At 67.8% G+C, this 19,851-nt stretch carries 18 protein-coding genes and 1 pseudogene; 10 read left to right on the top strand and 9 right to left on the bottom strand.

Features of this window, described 5'->3' with window-relative positions; genetic code table 11:
- Positions 1-121: 121 nt before the first annotated feature.
- From G6N56_RS02940 to G6N56_RS02920, 5 genes are all read left to right on the top strand, one after another.
- On the top strand, positions 122-931 hold the full coding sequence (locus tag G6N56_RS02940; protein ID WP_085256765.1) for a SigB/SigF/SigG family RNA polymerase sigma factor: 810 nt from the start codon (positions 122-124) through the stop codon (positions 929-931).
- Between the two features lie 105 nt (positions 932-1,036).
- Positions 1,037-1,669 carry a hypothetical protein gene (locus G6N56_RS02935; protein WP_085256766.1) on the top strand — a complete coding sequence of 211 codons (633 nt, stop codon included), beginning with the start codon at positions 1,037-1,039 and terminating at the stop codon, positions 1,667-1,669.
- 57 nt (positions 1,670-1,726) lie between these two features.
- The gene (locus G6N56_RS02930; protein WP_085256767.1) at positions 1,727-2,218 is read left to right on the top strand and encodes a DUF2231 domain-containing protein; all 492 of its coding nucleotides are present in this window, start codon (positions 1,727-1,729) and stop codon (positions 2,216-2,218) included.
- Between the two features lie 157 nt (positions 2,219-2,375).
- The gene (locus G6N56_RS02925) at positions 2,376-2,846 is read left to right on the top strand and encodes a hypothetical protein (protein WP_085256768.1); all 471 of its coding nucleotides are present in this window, start codon (positions 2,376-2,378) and stop codon (positions 2,844-2,846) included.
- Positions 2,847-2,969: 123 nt separating this feature from the next.
- Positions 2,970-3,848, top strand: coding sequence for a DUF4344 domain-containing metallopeptidase (locus tag G6N56_RS02920; RefSeq protein WP_085256769.1), 879 nt, complete (start codon positions 2,970-2,972; stop codon positions 3,846-3,848).
- Here G6N56_RS02920 and G6N56_RS02915 read toward each other — a convergent pair.
- Positions 3,832-4,353 carry a nitroreductase family deazaflavin-dependent oxidoreductase gene (locus tag G6N56_RS02915; RefSeq protein WP_085256770.1) on the bottom strand — a complete coding sequence of 174 codons (522 nt, stop codon included), beginning with the start codon at positions 4,351-4,353 and terminating at the stop codon, positions 3,832-3,834. The genes G6N56_RS02920 and G6N56_RS02915 overlap by 17 nt on opposite strands.
- Before the next feature lie 139 nt (positions 4,354-4,492).
- Between G6N56_RS02915 and G6N56_RS02910 the strand changes: the two genes are divergently transcribed.
- The 4 genes and pseudogenes from G6N56_RS02910 to G6N56_RS02895 all read left to right on the top strand — a co-directional run bounded on the left by G6N56_RS02910 (position 4,493) and on the right by G6N56_RS02895 (position 9,574).
- Positions 4,493-5,755 (top strand): M24 family metallopeptidase, encoded by a 1,263-nt coding sequence (locus tag G6N56_RS02910; protein WP_085256910.1) that lies wholly within the window; start codon positions 4,493-4,495, stop codon positions 5,753-5,755.
- Complete coding sequence (locus tag G6N56_RS02905) at positions 5,745-6,863, top strand: M24 family metallopeptidase (protein ID WP_085256771.1); 1,119 nt, start codon at positions 5,745-5,747, stop codon at positions 6,861-6,863. The genes G6N56_RS02910 and G6N56_RS02905 overlap by 11 nt, the downstream gene beginning before the upstream one ends.
- 307 nt (positions 6,864-7,170) lie before the next feature.
- Positions 7,171-8,544 carry an HNH endonuclease signature motif containing protein gene (locus tag G6N56_RS02900; protein WP_085256772.1) on the top strand — a complete coding sequence of 458 codons (1,374 nt, stop codon included), beginning with the start codon at positions 7,171-7,173 and terminating at the stop codon, positions 8,542-8,544.
- Between the two features lie 12 nt (positions 8,545-8,556).
- A pseudogene (locus G6N56_RS02895) lies at positions 8,557-9,574 on the top strand (IS630 family transposase).
- On the opposite strand, the gene G6N56_RS02890 reads toward G6N56_RS02895, so the two are convergent.
- From G6N56_RS02890 to G6N56_RS02865, 6 genes are all read right to left on the bottom strand, one after another.
- A complete protein-coding gene (locus G6N56_RS02890) occupies positions 9,538-10,302 on the bottom strand; it encodes an SDR family NAD(P)-dependent oxidoreductase (RefSeq protein ID WP_085256773.1) in 765 nt (254 codons plus the stop codon). The pseudogene G6N56_RS02895 and the gene G6N56_RS02890 sit on opposite strands and share 37 nt — an antisense overlap.
- Entirely contained in the window at positions 10,299-12,665 is a 2,367-nt protein-coding gene (locus tag G6N56_RS02885; protein ID WP_085256774.1) for a CaiB/BaiF CoA transferase family protein, read from the bottom strand. Before G6N56_RS02885 ends, G6N56_RS02890 begins: the two co-directional genes overlap by 4 nt.
- A gap of 7 nt (positions 12,666-12,672) precedes the next feature.
- The gene (locus G6N56_RS02880) at positions 12,673-13,644 is read right to left on the bottom strand and encodes an enoyl-CoA hydratase/isomerase family protein (protein ID WP_085256911.1); all 972 of its coding nucleotides are present in this window, start codon (positions 13,642-13,644) and stop codon (positions 12,673-12,675) included.
- 35 nt (positions 13,645-13,679) lie between these two features.
- Positions 13,680-14,516, bottom strand: a complete 837-nt coding sequence (locus G6N56_RS02875; RefSeq protein WP_085256775.1) for a mycofactocin-coupled SDR family oxidoreductase — start codon at positions 14,514-14,516, stop codon at positions 13,680-13,682.
- Entirely contained in the window at positions 14,513-15,718 is a 1,206-nt protein-coding gene (locus tag G6N56_RS02870) for a cytochrome P450 (RefSeq protein WP_085256776.1), read from the bottom strand. Before G6N56_RS02870 ends, G6N56_RS02875 begins: the two co-directional genes overlap by 4 nt.
- A 276-nt stretch (positions 15,719-15,994) precedes the next feature.
- Complete coding sequence (locus tag G6N56_RS02865; RefSeq protein ID WP_085256777.1) at positions 15,995-16,654, bottom strand: TetR/AcrR family transcriptional regulator; 660 nt, start codon at positions 16,652-16,654, stop codon at positions 15,995-15,997.
- Between the two features lie 138 nt (positions 16,655-16,792).
- Between G6N56_RS02865 and G6N56_RS02860 the strand changes: the two genes are divergently transcribed.
- Positions 16,793-17,611 (top strand): sugar phosphate isomerase/epimerase family protein, encoded by an 819-nt coding sequence (locus tag G6N56_RS02860; protein WP_085256778.1) that lies wholly within the window; start codon positions 16,793-16,795, stop codon positions 17,609-17,611.
- On the opposite strand, the gene G6N56_RS02855 is transcribed toward G6N56_RS02860, so the two are convergent.
- Both G6N56_RS02855 and G6N56_RS02850 read right to left on the bottom strand, forming a co-directional pair.
- A complete protein-coding gene (locus G6N56_RS02855; protein WP_085256779.1) occupies positions 17,599-18,588 on the bottom strand; it encodes a Gfo/Idh/MocA family protein in 990 nt (329 codons plus the stop codon). The genes G6N56_RS02860 and G6N56_RS02855 overlap by 13 nt on opposite strands.
- Before the next feature lie 18 nt (positions 18,589-18,606).
- Positions 18,607-19,842: an FAD-dependent oxidoreductase gene (locus G6N56_RS02850; RefSeq protein ID WP_085256780.1), complete on the bottom strand. Its 1,236-nt coding sequence runs from the start codon at positions 19,840-19,842 to the stop codon at positions 18,607-18,609.
- Positions 19,843-19,851 lie beyond the last annotated feature (9 nt).

Raw genomic sequence — 19,851 nt, 5'->3', positions numbered from 1 at the left:
TGCGCGCAGTTGCGCCGTCCGCTGCACACGACATCAAAGGATGTGTGCCAGCAATGCATTTCTGTTCATGCGTGCCCCCGTTCCCGCGTTGCCGTCGGGCCGCTAGGAGGCGCTTCAGCCGATGACCGACTTGATCACCCGGCCGGTTTCGCACCGGCCCGCCAGCAACCGTTCCGACGATTCCTACGACGATGTGGTCGAAATGTTCCTGGCGCTCCGCCAGATGCCCGCCGAATCGCATGAGTACAGCCGGCAGCGTGAACGCATCGTGGCCCGATGCCTGCCGCTGGCCGACCACGTGGCGAGCCATTTCGCCCGCCGCGGCGAAGGCCTCGACGACCTGATCCAGGTGGCTCGCCTGGGGTTGATGAACGCGGTGAACCGATTCGACCCCGACAAGGGTCCGAGCTTCATTGGGTTCGCCGTCCCCACCATGATGGGCGAGGTCCGCCGCTATTTCCGCGACTATAGCTGGGGCATGCGTGTGCCACGCCGCTTGCGTGAGCTGCATGTTCAAATCAGCCGCACGACAGCCGATTTGTCGCAGAAGCTGGGCCGCGCGCCCACCGCCGGTGAGCTGTCCCAGGTGTTGGAGGTCCCTCGCGAGGAGATCATCGAATGCCTGGTTGCCGGTGACGCCTATCGACTGGATTCGCTGGATGCGCCCGTCGGCGCCGACAGTTCGGGGACGCCCCGGCTGGTTGCGGATTCGGTCGGGGACATCGATCCTCAGATCGAACACATCACCAACCGGGAGGCGGTGCGCCTGCTGGTGGACGGACTCCCCCAGCGCGAGCGCGACGTGCTGCGGATGCGGTTCTTCGAATCGATGACGCAGAGCCAGATCGCCGAGCGAATAGGGGTGTCGCAGATGCAGGTCTCGCGGATCCTGGCCAGTACCCTGCGTTCCCTGCGAGACCAGCTCGAGTAGCGCTCGCCTCGCATCGGACCGTAACCCCGCGTCGGCCGCTGAGCGATGTACTGTGCGATTCGGACGGACTTCACAGGTCGCCGGACTGGACGGGAGCACGATGCGATGAGGTTTTCTCAGACGGTGGTCGCGGGCATCGCGGCGATCTCGGCGCTGACGGTGTCGCTGGCGGGTTGTGGTGGCAAATCGTCGGCGCCGGGGTCCACCACGGGGTCGACCAGCCCGGCCGGCAGTAGCCCCAGCTCAGCGGGCCCGTCATCGTCGCCGTCCGCATCGGCGCAGCCGACGGCCGACTACAGCAAGCTGTTGATTCAGGCGTCCGACATCGATGCGCCGATCCCGTTCAACGGCAGCCCCCCGACGTCCAACCCGAACGGCCAGCCCGGTGCCGCGACCACGTTCAGCACCGATGACGGCAGTCGCGTCATCAAGGACACGATCCAAGTGCTCGCGGATCCCGGGGCGGCCACGAACGCGCTGAATGCCGCCAAGGGCGGGCAGGGCAACGTCATCAAGGATCCGACCATCCAGCCCTCGAGCGTCGGCGCCGGCGGAACGACGCTGCTGGGCAACTCCCCGGACAATTCCAAGGGGGTGACGTTGTTGCTGTTCACCGAGGGCAGGGCCTTCGTTTCGCTGGAGTTCGACGGTCCGCGGGACATGTTGGCGCCGCCGGACTTCGTGACCGATGTCGGGCAGAAGCAGGACGCGGCCGTCAAGAAGGGCCTCGGTGGTTGAGCCGGTAGCCGCGACAGGCCGCACATAGCCCACTGACCATCAGCCCAGGAGTTTCCCATGGATGTCATCAGCGGCCTACCGGCCCATGCCCTGTTATTGCACTTCGTGGTGGTACTCGCACCGCTGACCGCCACCCTCGAGATCGTGTGTGCATTCTGGACGCCGGCCCGGCGCGGCCAGCTGTTGTGGCTGACGCTGATATTGGCGGCCGTCACAATGGTTTTGACGCCCATCACGATCAACGCCGGTCAATGGCTGTATGACTTGCGGGCCACGCCCAGCCCCATACTGAACGAACACGCCGACCGCGGCGCCGCGATGGTCTACTTCTCGGCCGCCCTGCTGGCGGTTGCCATCGGCCTGGTCGTCCTGCGCCTGACCGAACACCGATTCGAAAAGCGCCGCGTCGCAACCAACATCGTTGTCGGGGTGGTGGCCCTCGCCGTCGGGGTCGCATCGATGATCCAGATCTACCGGATCGGTGATGCCGGCGCCCAATCGGTCTGGGGCGGCGAGATCGCCCGGTTGAAGAAGGGGAACGGGGGCTGACCGGCACGCCGACCCACACGCCGACCCACAAGCAGACAAGAGGCCTGCGGCGGCAGGACTTCGGTCCCTAGCGCTGCACCGCGAGCGGGTGTCGGATGGCTCCAAGGGGCATCTCCGCGATGCCCGCTGCGAGACGGAGCGAGAGGGAGGTCCAGCCATGACTGCCGCACCACAACCCGCGGATCGGACACGCATGTTCGCCCGCGTCATCGGGCCATACCTGGTCATCGTCACCGCGACGGCGCTCGCGCACGCGCCGCAGATGCGAACGCTGCTGTCCGGTCTCGCGGCAAACCCCATGTGGCCGTGGCTGACTGGCGCTTTCGTGCTACCGATGGGTCTGGTCGTCGTCGCGCTGCATCGATCCTGGCGCGGCGCCGCGGCGATCATGGTGTCGGTGCTCGGTTGGCTGACGACTCTGAAGGGGCTGTTGCTGATGGCCGTTCCCCGGGCCTACGTCTCGGCCGCCGACTCCTGGGTTGGTTCCGGGGGCGGCTGGTGGCGCGCGGGCATGGTGGTGGTCGGGATAGTGGGCCTGTACCTGTCTTACGTGGGCTGGGCCTCCGCCCCGGCCGGTCCGGAATCCGGGGCGTCCGGGTCCATCCGGCATCTGCGCCGCGCGGCCTGAAACGGGTCCGCAACAGGCCGCCGGGTTGCCCCGGGCTTTGGTTGAACACGCGCCAAAGTTCGCCCTGCGATCGATCGAGATGTCGTACCGTTCTGGCAGATCTGATCGACGAGAGGCGGCGCGATGGGGACAGCCGGCACGGTTGTCGCGCTGTGTGCCGGCCTCCTTGTGACGGCCGGCTGTGGCGGAGCGGGCGGGCACCAGGCCGTGCCCAGGTCCCAGGCGTCGACGCAGGCGGCGCCGGAAGCGCCGTCGACGCAGGAAGCGCCGGAAGCGCCGCCGCCGGCGGGCACGGTGAAGATTCGCTACGAGGACGCCCAGACGCCGGAGGCGCAGCGTGGTCGCCAAATCCTGCAGGACGCAAAGGTTTTGGAGGGCCTCGCGCAGCACATCGAGGACACCCTGGTGCTGCCGTCGGACTTGGGCGTCGTTGGTAAGCAATGCAACACCGACAACGATTTCTACAATCCGCCGAGTAACGAGATAGAGCTCTGTTACGAGGCCAGGGAGCACGCCGAGCGGCTCGCCGCGGCGAACGGTGTGCCGGACCCGGTGACCCCCGCGGTCGACGAAGCGGTCTCCGCGGCCTATCACGAGCTGGGCCACGCCACGCTCGCGATCTACGACCTGGCCTTCACCGGCCGCGAAGAGGATGTCGCCGACCAGCTGTCCGCCTTCATGCTGCTGTCCCCGGGCGCCGACGGTAAGCCCTACCCGAACGGGGTCCGCATCGCGACCAACACCGCCCAGGAGTGGAAGCTGAGCGCGAAAGAATCCGGTGACGCCAACGATCTGCCGTTCTGGGACGGGCACTCTATGGACATCACCCGGATGTACAACTGGGAGTGCTGGATCTACGGCTCGGATCCGTCGGCCAACGCCAGCATTGTCGCCTCCGGCGACCTACCCGAGGACCGGGCGGGCGGCTGCGAAGAAGAGTTCGACAAGATGTCGCGCGGCTGGCAGCAATTGCTGGGTCCCCACCTCAGGAAGCCGAGCTAGCCTGCTCGCGCGCGACGCGGGTTTGGCCGGGATCGATCGGCGTGAGAAGGAACACCCGGAACCGGCGGCCGCCGGCCCGGGCCTGGGCGATACGGAAGTTCGGCCAGTGCGCCAGGGCGGTGGCCCAGGCCTCCTCACGCTCCGTGCCCGTGAGCAACCGGACTTTGGCGACGATGCGGTCGCCCCGCCGGCGAATGATGACGCGTTCGCAAGCCTTGAGGTTCGCCGACCAGGACGGGTGGCGCTCCCGCCCCCAGTTCGACCCGACCACCAACATCCCGTCGGCGGCGGGAACGTATTGCACCGTCGCCGTGCGAGCCAGGCCCGTCTTGCGACCCGACGTCGTGATCTGCACGTTCGGGATGCCCAACAGGTCCAAGACACCGAGGCGCCCGTTGCTGGCAAACCGGAGGACCGCCTCGAGTCGCTCGGCGATCCGATGCCCGTTCAGGACCAGCCAGCGGTAGGCCGTCGGGTTGCGGGCGACCCGCTGCAGCGGATTCATGACGCGACCATATGGTCCGCGGGCCGGACACGGGCGTCCGGTCGATGAACTCACCGTGACGAGTCGGCCTTGAACAAATTGCTTGATTTGCTCCGGCTTGGTGCGTTCACTGAACTTCCCGTGGCATGGTGAGGTGACGATGATCCAGGGCTACACCTCGCTTCCCGGCCGCGGCTCGCCCATCGACATCCCGGACGAGCCAGACTGGGCCCGCATGCGTGCCGAGACCGGCGCGCGGCTGCGCGCCGCGATGGCCGAGCGCGGCGTGGACGCCCTGATCCTGCTGATGAACGGACACGTCGGGTACGCGACCGGTGTCACCTGGCCACTGCTGGATGCGGGCCTCTCACACGTCGAACGCCCGGTGGCCGTCGTGCTGGCCGACGACGCACACCCACACTTGTTCCTGCCGTTCCGCAGTGGAGCCGCCGCGGACCCGCCGGTCCCCGAGGACCACCTGCACGGTCCGGTATACCTCGAATTCGACTCTGGTGTAGCACAATTCGCTCGCATCCTGGCCGGGCTGGTCCCACCCGGCGCGGCCATCGCGGTGGACGAGCTAACCGGTGCGATGCGGCGGTCGGCGGCCGCCCTCTTCCCCGCCGGACCGCCGTCGGACGCGACGACCGTCCTCGGCGGTGCACAGCTCGTCAAGACGCGTGACGAACTTTCCTGCCTGCGCCGCGCCTGCCGTATCACCGAAGAGGCCATGTCGGAGGTGCAGGGCGCGTTGGCGCCCGGCGTGCGGCAGACGGATCTCTCGGCGATGCTCGTGCGCCGCGCCTTCGAACTCGGCGCGACGACGAACATGCTGGAGGCGATCTGGCAGGTGATGCCGCCGTCGCGGAAGGCCGGGGTATGGACCACCCACGGCGATCTGGCGCTGCCGCTGCTCACCTCCGGCCGAGAGCTGGCGGCCGGCGACGTGCTGTGGACCGACATCAGCATCACCTACGCGGGGTACTGCTCGGACTTCGGACGAACGTGGCTGGTCGGCGAGCTCCCGTCGCCCCGCCAGCAGGACCAGTTCCACCAGTGGCGGGCGATCCTGGATGCGGTGCTCGCGGTGACCAAGGGCGGCGCGACGTCCGGTGACCTGGCGCGTGCCGCGATCGCCGCCAACGGCGGCCGGAAGCCCTGGCTGCCGCACTTCTACCTCGGGCACGGAATCGGCACCTATCCCGCCGAGGCGCCCATGATCGGCACCGACCTCGGGGAGGAGTTCGACGACAACTTCGTTCTGGCGCCGGGCGTGGTTCTCGTGCTGGAGCCGGTGGTATGGGAGGACGGAACGGGCGGCTATCGCAGCGAGGAGATCGTGGTGATCACCGACGACGGCTACACGCCGATCACCGACTACCCGTACGCACCCTACGGCCCTTCCACCCCCTATGGCGACTGAGGTCGCGCCCGACGCCCCGGCGCTGCGGACAGGCCGACGGCAGCGCGCGCTGGCGCAGATGGACGCTCACGGTCTGGACGTCTTGGTGCTGGGCCGGCAGGCCAACGTCCGGTACGTGACCGGCGCCCCGCAGCTGTGGATCGCCGGGACGCGCCCGTTCGGGCCGGTCTGCGTCGTGGTGCGCGCGACCGGTGACATCTACCTCAACAGCACGGACGACGAGGGAGTGCCGGAGGAGATCGGCCGCGACCACCTCTACGGGCTGGCGTGGAACCCGCTGACGCTCATCGAAGTGCTGAAGAACATCGACGGCGCCGCAACGGCCGGCCGCGTCGGGACCGATGCGATCACGCCGATGTTCGCCGCGCTGCTGCCTCAGGCGTTCCCCGGCGCCGAGATCGTCGACGCCGAGCCGGCCATGCGTGCCGCGCGCCGCGTCAAGACGCCCGACGAGATCGAGGCGATGGGAGCGGCGCTTCGAGTGGCGGAACGCGGTATCGCCGCTGCCGTCGGCGAACTGCGGCCGGGCGTCGCGGAGCGGACGCTCGCGGGCGCGATGCTGGAGGCCATGGCCGCGGGCGGGGTGAGCACACCCGCCATCCAGGACGCGGCGTGGGTGACTTCGCGCGAGCAGCCGTGGCGGCGCGCGCGGACGGGCGGAGAGGTCCGGCCCGGTGACCTGGTGGCCTTCGCCGCCGGCGCGTTGGCCGACGGTTACGTCGCCGAGGCCGGCCGCACTTGGCCGGCCGGTGCGGCCGAGGGTTCTGACTCCCTGTTTGGGCGCTCAGCGGCGTTGCACGACAGGCTTATTGCGGCCTGCCGCCCCGGCGCTTCCACCGCCGAGCTGCTTGCCGCATATCGCGCCGCCGGTGAACCGTTGCCGCCCATGCCGGTTGCGTACGGCCTCGGGCTCGGTTTCGACCCGCCCGTCGTGTCCGAAACGCTTTGCGCCGCCGGCGAGGACGACCGGCTCGACGTCGGGATGGTGTTGGCGGTCACCGCATACGTGTGGGAAGCGGGCATCGGCACGGTGCTGCGCCGCGACACCGTGCATATCACCGACGGTGGCGCGGAGGTGTTGACCGACTGCCCGTGCTGGGAGTCCTGACGGCGCGGTGCTGCGCCGCGAGATGCGTTGACCGACAGCCCGTCCTGGGACTTCCTGACGGCGCGGTGCTGCGCCGCGAGATGCGTTGACCGACAGCCCGTCCTGGGACTTCCTGACGGCGCGGTGCTGCGCCGCGAGATGCGTTGACCGACGGCCCGTTCTGGGAGTTCCTGACGGCGCGGTGCTGCGCCGCGAGATGCGTTGACCGACGGCCCGTCCTGGGAGTTCCTGAAATCACTTGTGTCACTGTGGTTTCAGTGGTATCACCATGCCGTATTCTGTCGGTGCCTCCCGATAGCGTTGCAGTATGAGTTCCGGTGGCGCCGTTGACCGTGAGGCGATCACGGCGGCCTTCGATGCTCTGGACGCGGCGATGGACCGTGTGGCGGACCTGGACTTCGACACCTTGACCACGCCGGAATGGTTTGCGTTCTTGGAGCGTTGCGAGAGGGTTCGCCGTCGGCTGCCGGTGCCCGAGCATCAGCTGATCAACAATCTGGGCCGCCAGGCCACCGCCGAAGAGTTGGGCGGCAAGCTATCTCATGCCATCGCGGAGAGGACGCTGATCAGCCGCAGCGAAGCAGCCCGGCGCATCAAAGAGGCCGGTGATCTGGGGCCCCGGCGGGGGCTCACCGGTGAACCGCTGCCGCCGGTCCTGGCCGGGGCCGCCGCCGCGCAACGCGCGGGCGAGCTGGGCGCAGGGCAGATCGCGGTGATCCGCAAGTTCTACCACCAACTACCCGGTTGGGTTGACCAAGTCACTCGTGAGCGGGCCGAGGCGGACTTGGCCACGAAGGGTACGCAATATCGCCCCGAGCAACTTGCCGGGCTCGCCGAAACCCTGGCCGATTGCCTCAACCCCGACGGTAATTACACCGACAACGACCGCGCACGGCGGCGCGGGTTGACAATGGGCAGTCAGCAGCCCGATGGGATGAGCGAATTGCGGGGAATGATCAGCCCCGAACTTCGGGCCACCATCGAGGCCGTGTGGGCCAAACTGGCCGCCCCCGGTATGTGCGACCCCCTCGACGAGACTCCTTGCCTCGACGGCACGCCCACCCAGCAAGCGATCGATGGGGATGCGCGATCGGCGGCCCAGCGCAATCACGATGCGCTCAACGCCGCGTTACGCGGTGTGTTGGCTTCTGGCGAGCTGGGACAACACAACGGGCTGCCCGCCTCGATCATCGTTACCACCACGCTTGCCGAACTCGAAGCCGCCGCCGGACGAGGCCTCACGGGAGGCGGCACGATTCTGCCGATGGGCGACGTGATCCGCTTGGCCCGCCATGCCCATAACTACCTCGCCATCTTCGACAACGGCAAAGCCTTGGCGCTCTATCACACGAAACGGCTGGCATCTCCAGGTCAGCGGATCGTCTTGTACGGCAGGGACCGGGGATGCTCCGCGCCGGGCTGTACCGTGCCGGGCTACTACAGCGAAGTGCACCACGTCACCGACTATGCGCAATGTCGCACCACCGACGTCAACGATCTCACCTTCGCCTGCGGCCCCCACCATCGGCTGTTGCGACCAGGGGGCTGGTGCACACGCAAGAACGCCAAAGACGACACCGAGTGGATACCACCACCCCACCTGGATCGTGGACAGCCACGCACCAACACTTTTCACCACCCCGAGAAGTTGCTGCGCGCCGAAGATGACGACGAGCCCTAGTGTCGTAAGTCGTTGGTTTGCTCCGACGTTGACCGATTCGGAACGTGCCCGTTGGTGGCATGGTCCAGGCGGTCGAAGAGCGCGAATGCGTTGACGACGCGGTCGAGAATTGTGTTACCAGCCGTTGACGGGTCGGGTAACACCGCGATCGCCGACAAGCTCGATATTCGTGTCAGCAATGCCCGTAAATGGCGGCCCGTAAATGGCGGTCGCGGTTTGTGGCCGGGTAGTTCACGTACGGTGTGCGATGAGCAGGTTGAGGTGGTGATCACCCGAACCCTGCAGACCACGCATACCGATGCCACCCACTGGTCCCGCTCGATCGTTGGCCGCCGAGCTGGGCATGAGCCAGACGGCGCGGTCGCGGATCTGGCGGGCGTTCGGATTGGCGCCACCCAACAGGATTCGCGAAAGCTGTCCAAAGATCCGCTGTTTATGGACAAGGTCCGCGACGCGGTGGGGCTGTACGTGAATCCACCCTAGCGGGCGCTGACGCTGTGCGTGGACGAAAAGACCCAGATCCAGGAGCTGAGTCGGTCCCAGCCGGTGTTTCCCCTGCTGCCGGGTGTATGCCGCCCTGGACCTGACCACCGGACAGGGTCATCGGCGCACTGCACGGCCACCACCGCGCCCAGGAGTTCGTGGCGTTCCTGAAAACCATCGACGCCAAAGTGCCCGCCGACCTCGACATGCACGTAGTCCTCGACGACGGCTCCGCCCATACGATCCCCGCCGTACAGCGTTGGCTCACAGCACATCCCAGATTCGTCCGCACGTCACCCCGACCAGCTCCTCCTGGCTCAACTCGTCGACCAAGAAACCGGGCCGCGACACCCACACCTCGGTACGTCAACTCGACGCCGACATCCGGGCCTGGATCGACCGGCCCTACGTCTGGACCAAGACCGCCGACCAAAATCCTGGCCAGATCGGCCACCACTGCGCCCGAATCAACGAGGCCGTCCGGATTGGTTGCCACTTCTCAGTGCGCCTTCACCAGGTCTGTTCGGCGGCGCGCACCAGCATGTGATTGACCGCCACCCTGCGGTCACGCGTCACCATGAACAGCACCGCGTCGGCGATGTCGTCGGGCCGCAACATGACCATGCCCGCGGTCTGCCGTTCGATGGCCTGGCGCGACGGCGCCGCCAGGTGGGAGAAGATCTCGGTGTCCACCGTCCCGGGGCCCACCACGCCGACGCGGACGCGCTGGCCGAGCACCTCCTGGCGGACGCCCTCGCTGAAAGCGTTGATCCCGAATTTCGTCAGTGAGTAGACGGCGGTGTTGGGCCGGGCCACCCAGCCGGCGGTCGAACTGATGGTGACGAGATCCGCGACACCGCGCGGCGAGTCGGCGGCGGCGTCGATCAGGTGCGGCAGCGCGGCTCGCGTCACGTACAAGACGCCCTGCACGTTGACGGACACCATGTCATCCCAGTCCTGCAGGCGGGCCACGGCCGCCGGCCCGGATTGCATCAGTCCGGCGTTGTTGACGACCGTGTCGAGGCGTCCGAGTTCGGCAACGGTGTGCTCGACGGCGGCAGCTACCTGTTCGGCGTCGGTGACGTCTGCCGCGACGACGAGCGCGGCGCCCCCGGCCGATTCGATGTCGGCCTTGAGTTCGGCGAGCCGGTCGGCGCGGCGTGCGAGCAGGGCCACCGCCGCGCCTTCCGCCGCAAGCGCCTTGGCGGTCGCGGCCCCGATGCCGCTGCTGGCGCCGGTGACCAAAGCCGCGGTGTGTGCAAGTGTCCCCCTCATGCGCCCAGTATCTCGCGCATCGCGTACTCGGTGTCCTCGCCCAGGTCCGGTGCGCCGCGCTCGATCACCGCCGGGTTGCGGTCCAGCCGCCACGAGGGGCCCACCACCGGGCGCTGGCCCTCGCGGTGGTCGGTGACGAAGCGGTACAACCCCCGGTCCCAGAGTCGCTGGTCGCCGATCACGTCGATCGCCGTGGCGCTCTTTGCCGCCGCTATTCCGGCCTCCCGCAGGCGGTGTGCGAGCTGTCCGGCGTCGTGGGCGCGGGTGAGTCGCGCGAGGTCGGCGTCGAGTGTTTCGGCATGCCGCTGCCGTTCGTCCGCGGTGGCGTAGCGGCGGTCATCGGCCAGCGCCGCGGCGCCGAGCACGGTGCACAATCGCCGCCATTCCGCGTCACCCGCGACGGCCACGCTGACCCAGGAGCCGCCCGAGCACGGGTAGCAGCCGTGCGGACAGAGGTCCGGATGGTAGTTGCCGGTGGGGCCCAATGGTTTTCCGGTGAGGCTCTCCTCCAGCAAACGGTCCCCGATCATGGCGGACAACGTTTCGACCGCCGATACGTCGACGAATTGTCCCGCGCCGGTGAGGTCCCGGTGCAGCAAGGCCACCACGGCGGCGTAGGCGGCGGCCGCCCCGACCGTGGAATCCCCGTAGCGCATGCTCATCCCGAGCGGTGGGCCGCCGGGATAGCCGACCAGCGACGCCAGCCCCGCCAGCGCGGCAAAGCAGGGCGCGTAGCCGGTTTGATGGCCCAGTGGCCCATCGTTTCCCCACATCTTGACCGATACCGCGATGACGTCCGGCTTGATCGCGGTGAGCTGTTCGTACCCGAGGCCCTGCCGCTCCATCGCGCCCGGGCGAAGGTTGTTGAGCACGACGTCGCTGCGGGCGATCAGCTCACGCAGGCTGGCCATCCCCGCGGCGGACTTGATGTCGAGGTCGACGCTGAGGATCTCCGGGTTGATGCTGAGGAAGTAGGGCGCGTGGTTGATGTCGGTGCCACCGTAGGCACGCATTTCCTCGGGGCTGGCGGCTGTTTCGATCTTGATGACTTCGGCGCCGAGCATCGCCAGGAGCTTGCCGGCGTAGGGGCCCGCCCAGACCTTGGTGAGCTCGACGACGCGCACCCCCTGCAGGGGGCCGCCGCGGAGCCTCCCGGGTGGCTTGAGTTGCGCCGACTTGGCCACCGGAGGAACCCGTCGCTGGCCCCCGCCATGCAGTAGCACCGCGGTGTGCTCGCCGAGAGTCGGTGAGGGACGCGGGGTGTCGGGCGGCGACGCGCTGAACCTGTACGGCACGGTCGGATATTCCGCATCCCCCAGAACCGGATGCCGCACGGGCCGAAAGAAACCGCGGTGCCGGTATTGCGGCGAATGGCGCAGGTCGGCGGCGGTGTTGACCGGGACCAGCGGGACACCCAGCCGCTGCGCCTCGTCCGCCGCGGACTCCTTCGCCAGGTCCCTCACCCAAGCGGCGAAGCCGCGCCGAAAGGCGGTCACCTTGTCGGGGGTGACGGCGAACTCCAGCCAGTCGTCCTCGAAGGCGTCGAGCCATTCCGGTTGACCCATCAGCGTTTTCAGCCCGATCCAGTGGGCACGGCTGGTCATGTAGAGGTAGACGAAGCCGTCGGCGCACGCGAAAAACGCCGCCGGGCCGGCCTGGTCATAGTCGCCGCGGGCGCCCGACGCCTCCACCTCACCGGTGATGAACCGCCCCACGATGGAGTCGGCCCGTGACGCGAGGACGGCGTGCTGCGAGATGTCGACGAACTCGCCGCGGCCGGAGTGCAGGCGATCGAACAACGCCGACGCGACGCACAGCGCGGCCTCCAACCCCGCTTCGTAGTCGGCGAGGAAGCGGCCGGGTCCCTGCAGTGGAGGTTTGGTGGGGTCGGCGTGACTGGGGGTGTGGTAGCCCCAACCGCTGGCATGAAAGACGTTGATGCTCGTGGCATTGTCGAATTCGGGCGCCGCATCCCGGCCATACGGGGTGACCGAGCAGAGCACCAGCCCGGGGTAGCGTTCCCGCGCCTGCGACGCCGACACCCCGACCGCATCGGCCCAGGCGGCGTTGTGGTCGTCGACGACGGCGTCCGCGGCACCGATGAGGTCGTGGAGCCGCTCGAGCTCGGCCGGTGAGCTCAGGTCGAGCACGACGGACTGCTTGTTCGTGTTGAGGTAGGCGAACAGCGCGCCGCCGTCGCATCCGTCGGCCAGGACGGGCGCCATCGCCCGGGTGGGGCTGCCGCGACCGGGCGCCTCGACCTTGATCACCTCGGCCCCGAAGTCGGCCAGCAGCCGCCCGCAGTACTCCCCCGCGACCGACTCCGCCAGCTCGATGACCCGGATACCGGTCAGCGCCGACATTCCGGGGTCACGGCTTGTTGCGACCCGAGCGGCTGAGGCGCCACTCCGGCGGGAAGTTCAGGTCGTTGTCCTTCACCACGTTGTTGAGGCCCTTCTCGAAGGTGCCTCCGGTCAGGTCGACCTCGTTCTCCCGGTCGTTGCTGATCAAGGGAAGCATGCCTTCGACCATGCCGGTGAGCAGGCTGCCGAAGTACTCGCCCTTGTGCTGCTTGTACAGCTCGAGGAAGGTCTTCTGCACGGCGACGGTGTCGGTGGGCCGCGAACGCGAGCACGCCGTCGCGTACTTCAGCGTCTCGTCTTCTAGTTTCTCGCGCGGCACCACGCTGTTGACGAACCCGCACTCGTACATTTCTTTCGCGGTGAAGGGCCTTCCGGTGAACAGCATTTCGGAGAACTTGCGCAGGCCCATGGTCTCGGCCCACCACCACAGGCGCGGGCCCCAGCCCACATAGCGGAAGGCCGGATGCCCGAACAGGGCGTCGTCCGAGGACACCACCAGGTCGGCGTCGCCTGCCTGGTAGAAGTGCCAGCCGTAGCAGTACCCCTTGGCTTCGATGATGCTGATCTTGCGCAACTCCTGCAGCGGCCGGCAGCCGGCACGGGCCTTGGCATAGAAATCCGTGACGGTCGACAGGTACCGGTACGACTCGCCCGGCGGGTACTTCACGTCGTCGTCGTTGATTGCGAGCTCGTGCAGCAGCGGCATGCCGGGGTTTTCGATCATTCCCCGCTGTTCAGGCAGGTCCCCGCCGCTGCCGAAGTCCTCGCCCTCGCCGCGGATGACCACGACCTTGACGTCGTCGTCCACGTTGCACTTGTGGATCAGATCGGCGTAGTTCTGCCGCATGCCCAGCGTGGCGGAGTTCTGCGCCTCGGGACGGTCGAAGGTGATGTAGGCGATCCGGTTCTTCTTGTCTTTCTCGAACTTGATGTACGGCTCGGCTTCCTTCTTCATTTCCTCGTAGTCGTATTCGGGCATGGTCTTCTCCACTCTCTCCGACTTCTCCTGGCTGCCTACTTGAGCAAGCTGCCCGCGTCTACGGGAAGCGAAACGCCGGTGACATAACGCGATTCGTCGGATGCGAAGAACAGCACCGCGTTGCTGACGTCGGCGGCCTCCACCCAGGGCACCGGCAATGTGTGCATCATCTGCGAGATGGGGGCGAAGTCGCCGGGACCCGGGTTGGGCAGGTCCGGGCGGAACAACCGGAAGGTCTGGTCGTTCATCACCATCTTTGTGCTGACCTGGGTGGGCAGGACCGCGTTGACGCGGATCATGTGCTGGCCCAGCTCGACCGCGAAGGACCGCATCAGGCCGATGACGCCGTGCTTGGCGGCGACGTAGTGGCCGGTGTTCGGATAGGCCTTACGCCCGCCCACCGAGCTGGTGAGGACGATCGACCCGCCGCGGCCGCCCGAAAGCATATGTGGGACCGCCGCTTTGACGGTGTGCCAGACGCCGCTGAGATTGATGTCGATCATGTCCTGCCAGACGTCTTCGCGGATCTTGTGCAGTTTCGTGCCGTCGGTGCCCACGCCGGCGTTGGCGACGATGACGTCGAGCCGCCCGAGTTCGTGCACGCCGCTGTCCGCCGCGGATTTCAGCGCCTCGTAGTCGCGGACATCCACCTGTGCGGTGACGATGCGACGATCCTGCGCCTTCACCAGCTCCACCGTTTGGGCCAGGTCCTCCGGGGTCGAGTGGGGATAGGCGAGGTTCTCGATCGGCCCGCAGACGTCGACCGCGATGATGTCGGCGCCCTCCTGGGCCAGCCTGACCGCGTGGCTGCGGCCCTGGCCCCGCGCTGCGCCGCTGATGAAGGCGACCTTGCCCGCGACCCGTCCGGTCATCTGGGTACCGACGTCGGCAGGGTTTCCCAGCCCCGCACCGTCGACGTCGGGCTGAGCGTCGCGTTGGCCAGATCGAGGTCCCACTCCGGAAACCGTTTCAGGATTTCCTCCAGAGCGATCCGGCCTTCCAGCCGCGCCAGCGCCGAGCCCAGGCAGAAGTGGGCGCCCACGCTGAACGTGAGGTGCGGCCGGGCCACCCGATGAATGTTGAATTCGCCCGCGTCGGGACCGAATTGGCGTTCGTCACGGCACGCCGCGCCGATCAGCATCAGCATCACGCTGCCTCGCGGCACGGTCTGGTCGTACACCGTGAAGTCGCGGGTCACATACCGCGCCATGTGCGGTGCCGGCGGCTCGAAACGCAGCAGCTCCTCGATCGCCTGCGGGATGAGCGCGGGGTTATCGACGAGTTCGCGTCGCTGGTCGGGGTGTTCCGCGAGAACCTTTCCCGCCCAACCGATCAGCCGTGTTGTGGTTTCGTTGCCCGCGCCGGCCACGACGTTGACATATACGAGAATCTCCTCGCGTCTCAGCCGCCGGGTGACGCCCGTCTCGTCGACGAACTCGACGTTGAGCAGTTCGGTCATGATGTCGTCGGAGGGATTGTTGGCGCGCCAGTCGATATAGGCCTCGAACTGCTCGCCCACGGACAGGCCCTGTTCGGCGGCCTTCATCGGCTTTCCGGCCTCGGTGCGCAGTTGCGCGTTGCCGCGGTCGCGGATGTATTCCTGGTCGTCCTCGGGAATGCCGAGCAACATGCTGATGACCTTCATCGGCATGATCGCGCCCAGATCGGTGACGAAGTCAAACCTTCCGGAACCCACCAGCGGGTCCAGCGCTTCGGCGCAGAACTCGCGGATCATCGGCTCCAGCGCGGCGATCTTGCGGGGGGTGAACATACGCGACAGCAGCTTGCGGTGCACGTCGTGGATCGGCGGGTCCTCGAAGATGAGCATGCCCGGTGGAATCTCGAGGTTGGCCTTGATCAGCTCCAGGATCACCCCCCGGGCCGAGCTAAATGTCGTGGTATCGATCAATGCCTTATTGACATCGGCGAACCGGCTGAGCGCGTAGAAGTCGTATTCGGCGTTGTAATACAGCGGCGCCTCGTCACGCAGGCGCGCGAACATCGGATACGGGTCGGCGATCAGCTCGACATCGTACGGGTCGAAACGAACATGGCTATCGGTGCTCGTGGTCACGAAATCCCTCCTACCGCCGCCACTTACGAAGACCGGTACAGCCGCACCCGGGCTCCCGGCACCGCTGTGCCAGCGCGGATTCCGGTTCGGACAATTTGTACACTCCGCTTAATTGCATTGCTTTTGACATGCGCACGGGTTGGGCCGAAAAGGGGTTCACCGGCGGCCCGTGAACACCGGATCACTCTATTGTTGTAGAGGACATTGTTGTAGAGAACCATACGGCAGTTGCGCTGGCAAGGCCCGGCGCCGACTTCCGTGGTTGGTGTCGGCACGCTAGGTGCCGGGCCGGCCGCCGTCGCCGGTCAGCCGGCCCCTGGCCGGATTCCGGAGGATGCCGGCGGCGATGGCGGAAAGGATGTCGTCGAGTTGCTCCGGCGTGTTGACGATCTGGTCGCCGTGGGCGAACCGCATCAGCAGCCCGTTGATGAACGTGAGCGTCACGTTGCTGAGGTCCTCCACCACGGCGGGCTCGAGGTCCGCGCCGTGCGGCATGAGCTGCACCAGGATTTCCCGATGCAGCTTGGTGAACCCGTCCGTCGCCTGCTGCAGGATGGCCGCCAGGGCCGGGTCGCGGCTCGCCTGCATCGTCAGCTCGTATCGCGCTTTGGTCCGGTACAGATAAGGCTCGCTGGCAGATTGGATGACCACCTGCGACAGCCGCGACGGCGAGGGGTTGTCGCCCCGCCCGTCCGAACTGTCGGCGACCGACTGCAGGTCGGCGAGGTCGAGCTCGGCGAGCCGTTCGGCGACGGCGCGCAGCAGCGCCGAACGGGTTCGGAAGTAGAACGACGTGGTGCCGTCCGGGACGCCGGCCCTGCGGTCGACTTTGAGATGGCTCAGCCCTTTGGCCCCGTCGTCGGCCAGCAATCCGATGGCCGCGTCGCACAATTCGCGGCGGCGCTCAGCGGGATTGGGCTTTCGTCGTCTGTCCATCCGGTCTCGGGTCCGGAGACTACTCTACATTCATAGTGTCGTAAAGGAACGGTAGCGTGGTTTGGGCGCTAGGACATTGGCGCTAGGACATTGGCGCTAGGACATTTCGGGCGCGCACAACATTCGACCGGAGCGCACATGGACCGGCTGGGCATCGGCTTTCTCAACGCCTTCGGGCTCCCCCCGGTTGAGTTCGTCGAACTCACGGCGGACCTCGGCTGCCGCCTGATGTCGACCGTCGTGCACGGCAGACCCTTGCTGGCGCTCGGCTACCCGCGGTACTCGCTGACTGATGCCCCGCTGAGGAACGAGATTCGCGCCGCCCTGTACCACCGCGGTGTGCAGATTTCGCTCGGCGACGGCTTCCTGGTCCTGCCCGGCACCGAAACGGGCTCGTGGGCAGGGGATCTCGACGCCCTGGCCGAGCTCGGCGTGCCCCGGATCAACGTGGTGAGCCTGGACCCGGATCTCGGGCGTACCTTCGATCAGTTCGGGGCCCTGGCAGAACTCGCCGGCCAGCGGCGCATCGAGACGCTCGTGGAACCGGTACCGGGACTCACCGTCGGGGACCTGGCTAGCGCGCTGGCGGCCCGCGAGCACGTCGCCCGGCCGGACTTCCGATTGTTGATCGACGCCATGCATATCGCGCGTTCCGGCTCTGACGCCGCCGATCTGGCGGCCATCGACCCGCAGCTCATCGGTTACGCACAGCTGAACGACACGACGGCACGGCCCCGCCTCGGCAACTACCTCGAGGAGGCCATGTTCGAGCGGATGGTCCCCGGTGAGGGTGAACTACCGCTTCGCAGAATGCTTTCCGCACTTCCCCGCGACGTCGTCATCGAGATCGAAGTGCCCAGGCGATCGCTCGCGCTGGCCGGGGTGAGCCCGATCGAGCGCCTGCGCCCGTGCGTCGCCGCCGCGCGCAGGCTGCTGTCGGAGGCTCAGCTGGGGTAGCGCAGCGGGAGGCCGGCGGCGCGATAGATCGCGTCGATGACGGTCATGTTCTCGATCGCGTCCGCGGGGGTCGTCTTCACCGGCTGGCCTCGGAGCACCGCTGCGGCGAAGGCGTCGAGCTGGTAAGCGTAGGACGCTCGCCGGGCGAAGCGCTCCACGCGCCGGCCGTCCGGGGAATGGACCGACAGCCGGTTCATCAGGGAAGGCAACACGGGGTTGAGGATTCGGAGTTCCCCGTGTTCGCCCACCACGCGAGCGCTGATCTGCAGCAGCCGCGACGACCACAGCGAGCAGCGGATGCGGCCGGTGTGCCCGCCGCCGAAGACCACCTCGGCCGTCATCGCGCGGTCGACCCGGGCGTCCCGCGTCTTCGCGTGCGCCCAAAGCACTTCCGGCGTCGAACCGCCGAACGTGCGGACCATGTGGACCGCGTAACAGCCGGCGTCCATCGTGGCGCCACCGGCCAGCGAGTAGTTGTACCGGATATCGGAGAACTTCGGCAGGGGGAAGCACATGGCGGCCTCCACGCGCAGCAGCCTGCCCAGCTCGCCGGAGGCGATGATCTCCTCGGCGCGCAGGGTCAGGGGGTGGTAGCGATAGTGGAAGGCCTCCATCACCACCCGCTCGGAATCCTCGGCCAGCCCGGCGATTTCGCGGGCCTCGGCCGCGTTGGCGGTGAAGGGCTTTTCACACAGCACGTGCTTGCCGGCGGCGATGGCGGCGCGGGTCCACCGGCCGTGCAGACCGTTGGGCAAGGGGTTGTAGACCGCGTCGATGCCGGGGTCGGCGGTCAGCGCCTCGTAGCTTTCGTGCACCCGGCCGATGCCGTGCTTGCCGGCGAAGGCCCGGGCGCGCGCCACGTCGCGGGCGGCCACCGCCGTGACCACCACCTCGTCGTTGTCCTTCGCGGGATTGACGACGGCCAAGGGCGCGATGCGTGCGGCGCCCAGGATGCCGATCCGCAGTTGCCCAGACACGGAGCCGACGCTAGCACCTCAGCCACCGCCCCCAGCGGGGCTGCGACGCGCAAATGGCGGTGCGTGCTCGGGCCGGACGCCGACGCCGATGAAGTACGCCGGCACGACCGACAGCCACGGCAGCCGCTGCATCAGGCCGAGCAGGGCGGCGGGCGGGGTGGGATCGGCACCGCGCAGCAGCGGCCCGAGCAGGACCCGGTGCAGGACCCGCTGCACCGCCTGGGTGAGGGCGGCCGGGAAGAGCCGGCGGCGCCGCACCCGCGCCAGATCGCGCCCGGTGACATGGTGCCGGCGCAAGGGGCCGGCCAGCAGGGTCGCGGCCGCGACGGCGTCCTGGACGGCGAGGTTGATGCCTACGCCGCCCAGCGGGGACATCGCGTGGGCCGCGTCGCCGATACACAGCAGGCCGTCCGTGTGCCAGCGCCGCAGCCGATCCACCCGGACGTCGAGATGCTTTACCTCGTCCATCGACGCCAGCGCCGCCACCGAGGCGGTCATGTCCGGGAGTAGCTCGCCGACGTCGCGGCGGAACGCCTCGACGCCAAGCGCGCGCAATTGCCCGTCCGTGCCCTTGGGCCCGATGTACGCAATCTGGTAATACCCTTCGCGCGGGATGACGCCCAGGGCCTTGCCCGGGCCGACGCGCGGCAGGAAGGAGTATTCCGTGTCTTCCTTGTGCGGCAGCCTGAACCACCACACGTCGAACTTCACCGGGAACTCGCGCGTCTTCAGCCCGGCTTCGCGCCGCACGACCGACCAGCGGCCGTCGCAGGCGACGGTCAGCTCGGCCCGCAATTCACCAGGACCGTCGGGACCCCGATAGCTCACCCCGGTCACCTTGTCGCCCTCGCGCAGCAGGCCCGTGACCTCGGCGTTCATCCGCAGCGTGAAGTTCGGCTCGGACTGGGCGGCGTCGGCGAGCAGCTTCAACAGATCCCACTGCGGGACCATCGCGACGAAAGGGTGCGGCTGGCGTAGCCGCCCGAAGTCGACGTAGGTCACCGACCGCCCGCTGGCCTCGAGTGTCGCCGTGTGCACCTCGGTGTGCGGCAGGGCCGCGAAGCGCTCCCACAGGCCCAGCTCGTCGAGCAGCCGCATGGTGGTGGGATGCACCGTGTCGCCACGAAAGTCGCGCAGGAAGTCGCCGTGCTTCTCCAGCAACGTGACCTCCACGCCGGCGCGCGCCAGCAGCAACCCGAGAACGATTCCGGCCGGGCCGCCGCCGACGATCGCGCACGTGGTCGTCTCACCCATCACCGCTCA

It is taken from the genome of Mycobacterium saskatchewanense (genome assembly GCF_010729105.1).
GTDB classification, from domain to species: domain Bacteria; phylum Actinomycetota; class Actinomycetes; order Mycobacteriales; family Mycobacteriaceae; genus Mycobacterium; species Mycobacterium saskatchewanense.
Note: the sequence above shows the minus strand (reverse complement) of the source record. Positions and strands in the feature narration are given on the sequence as shown.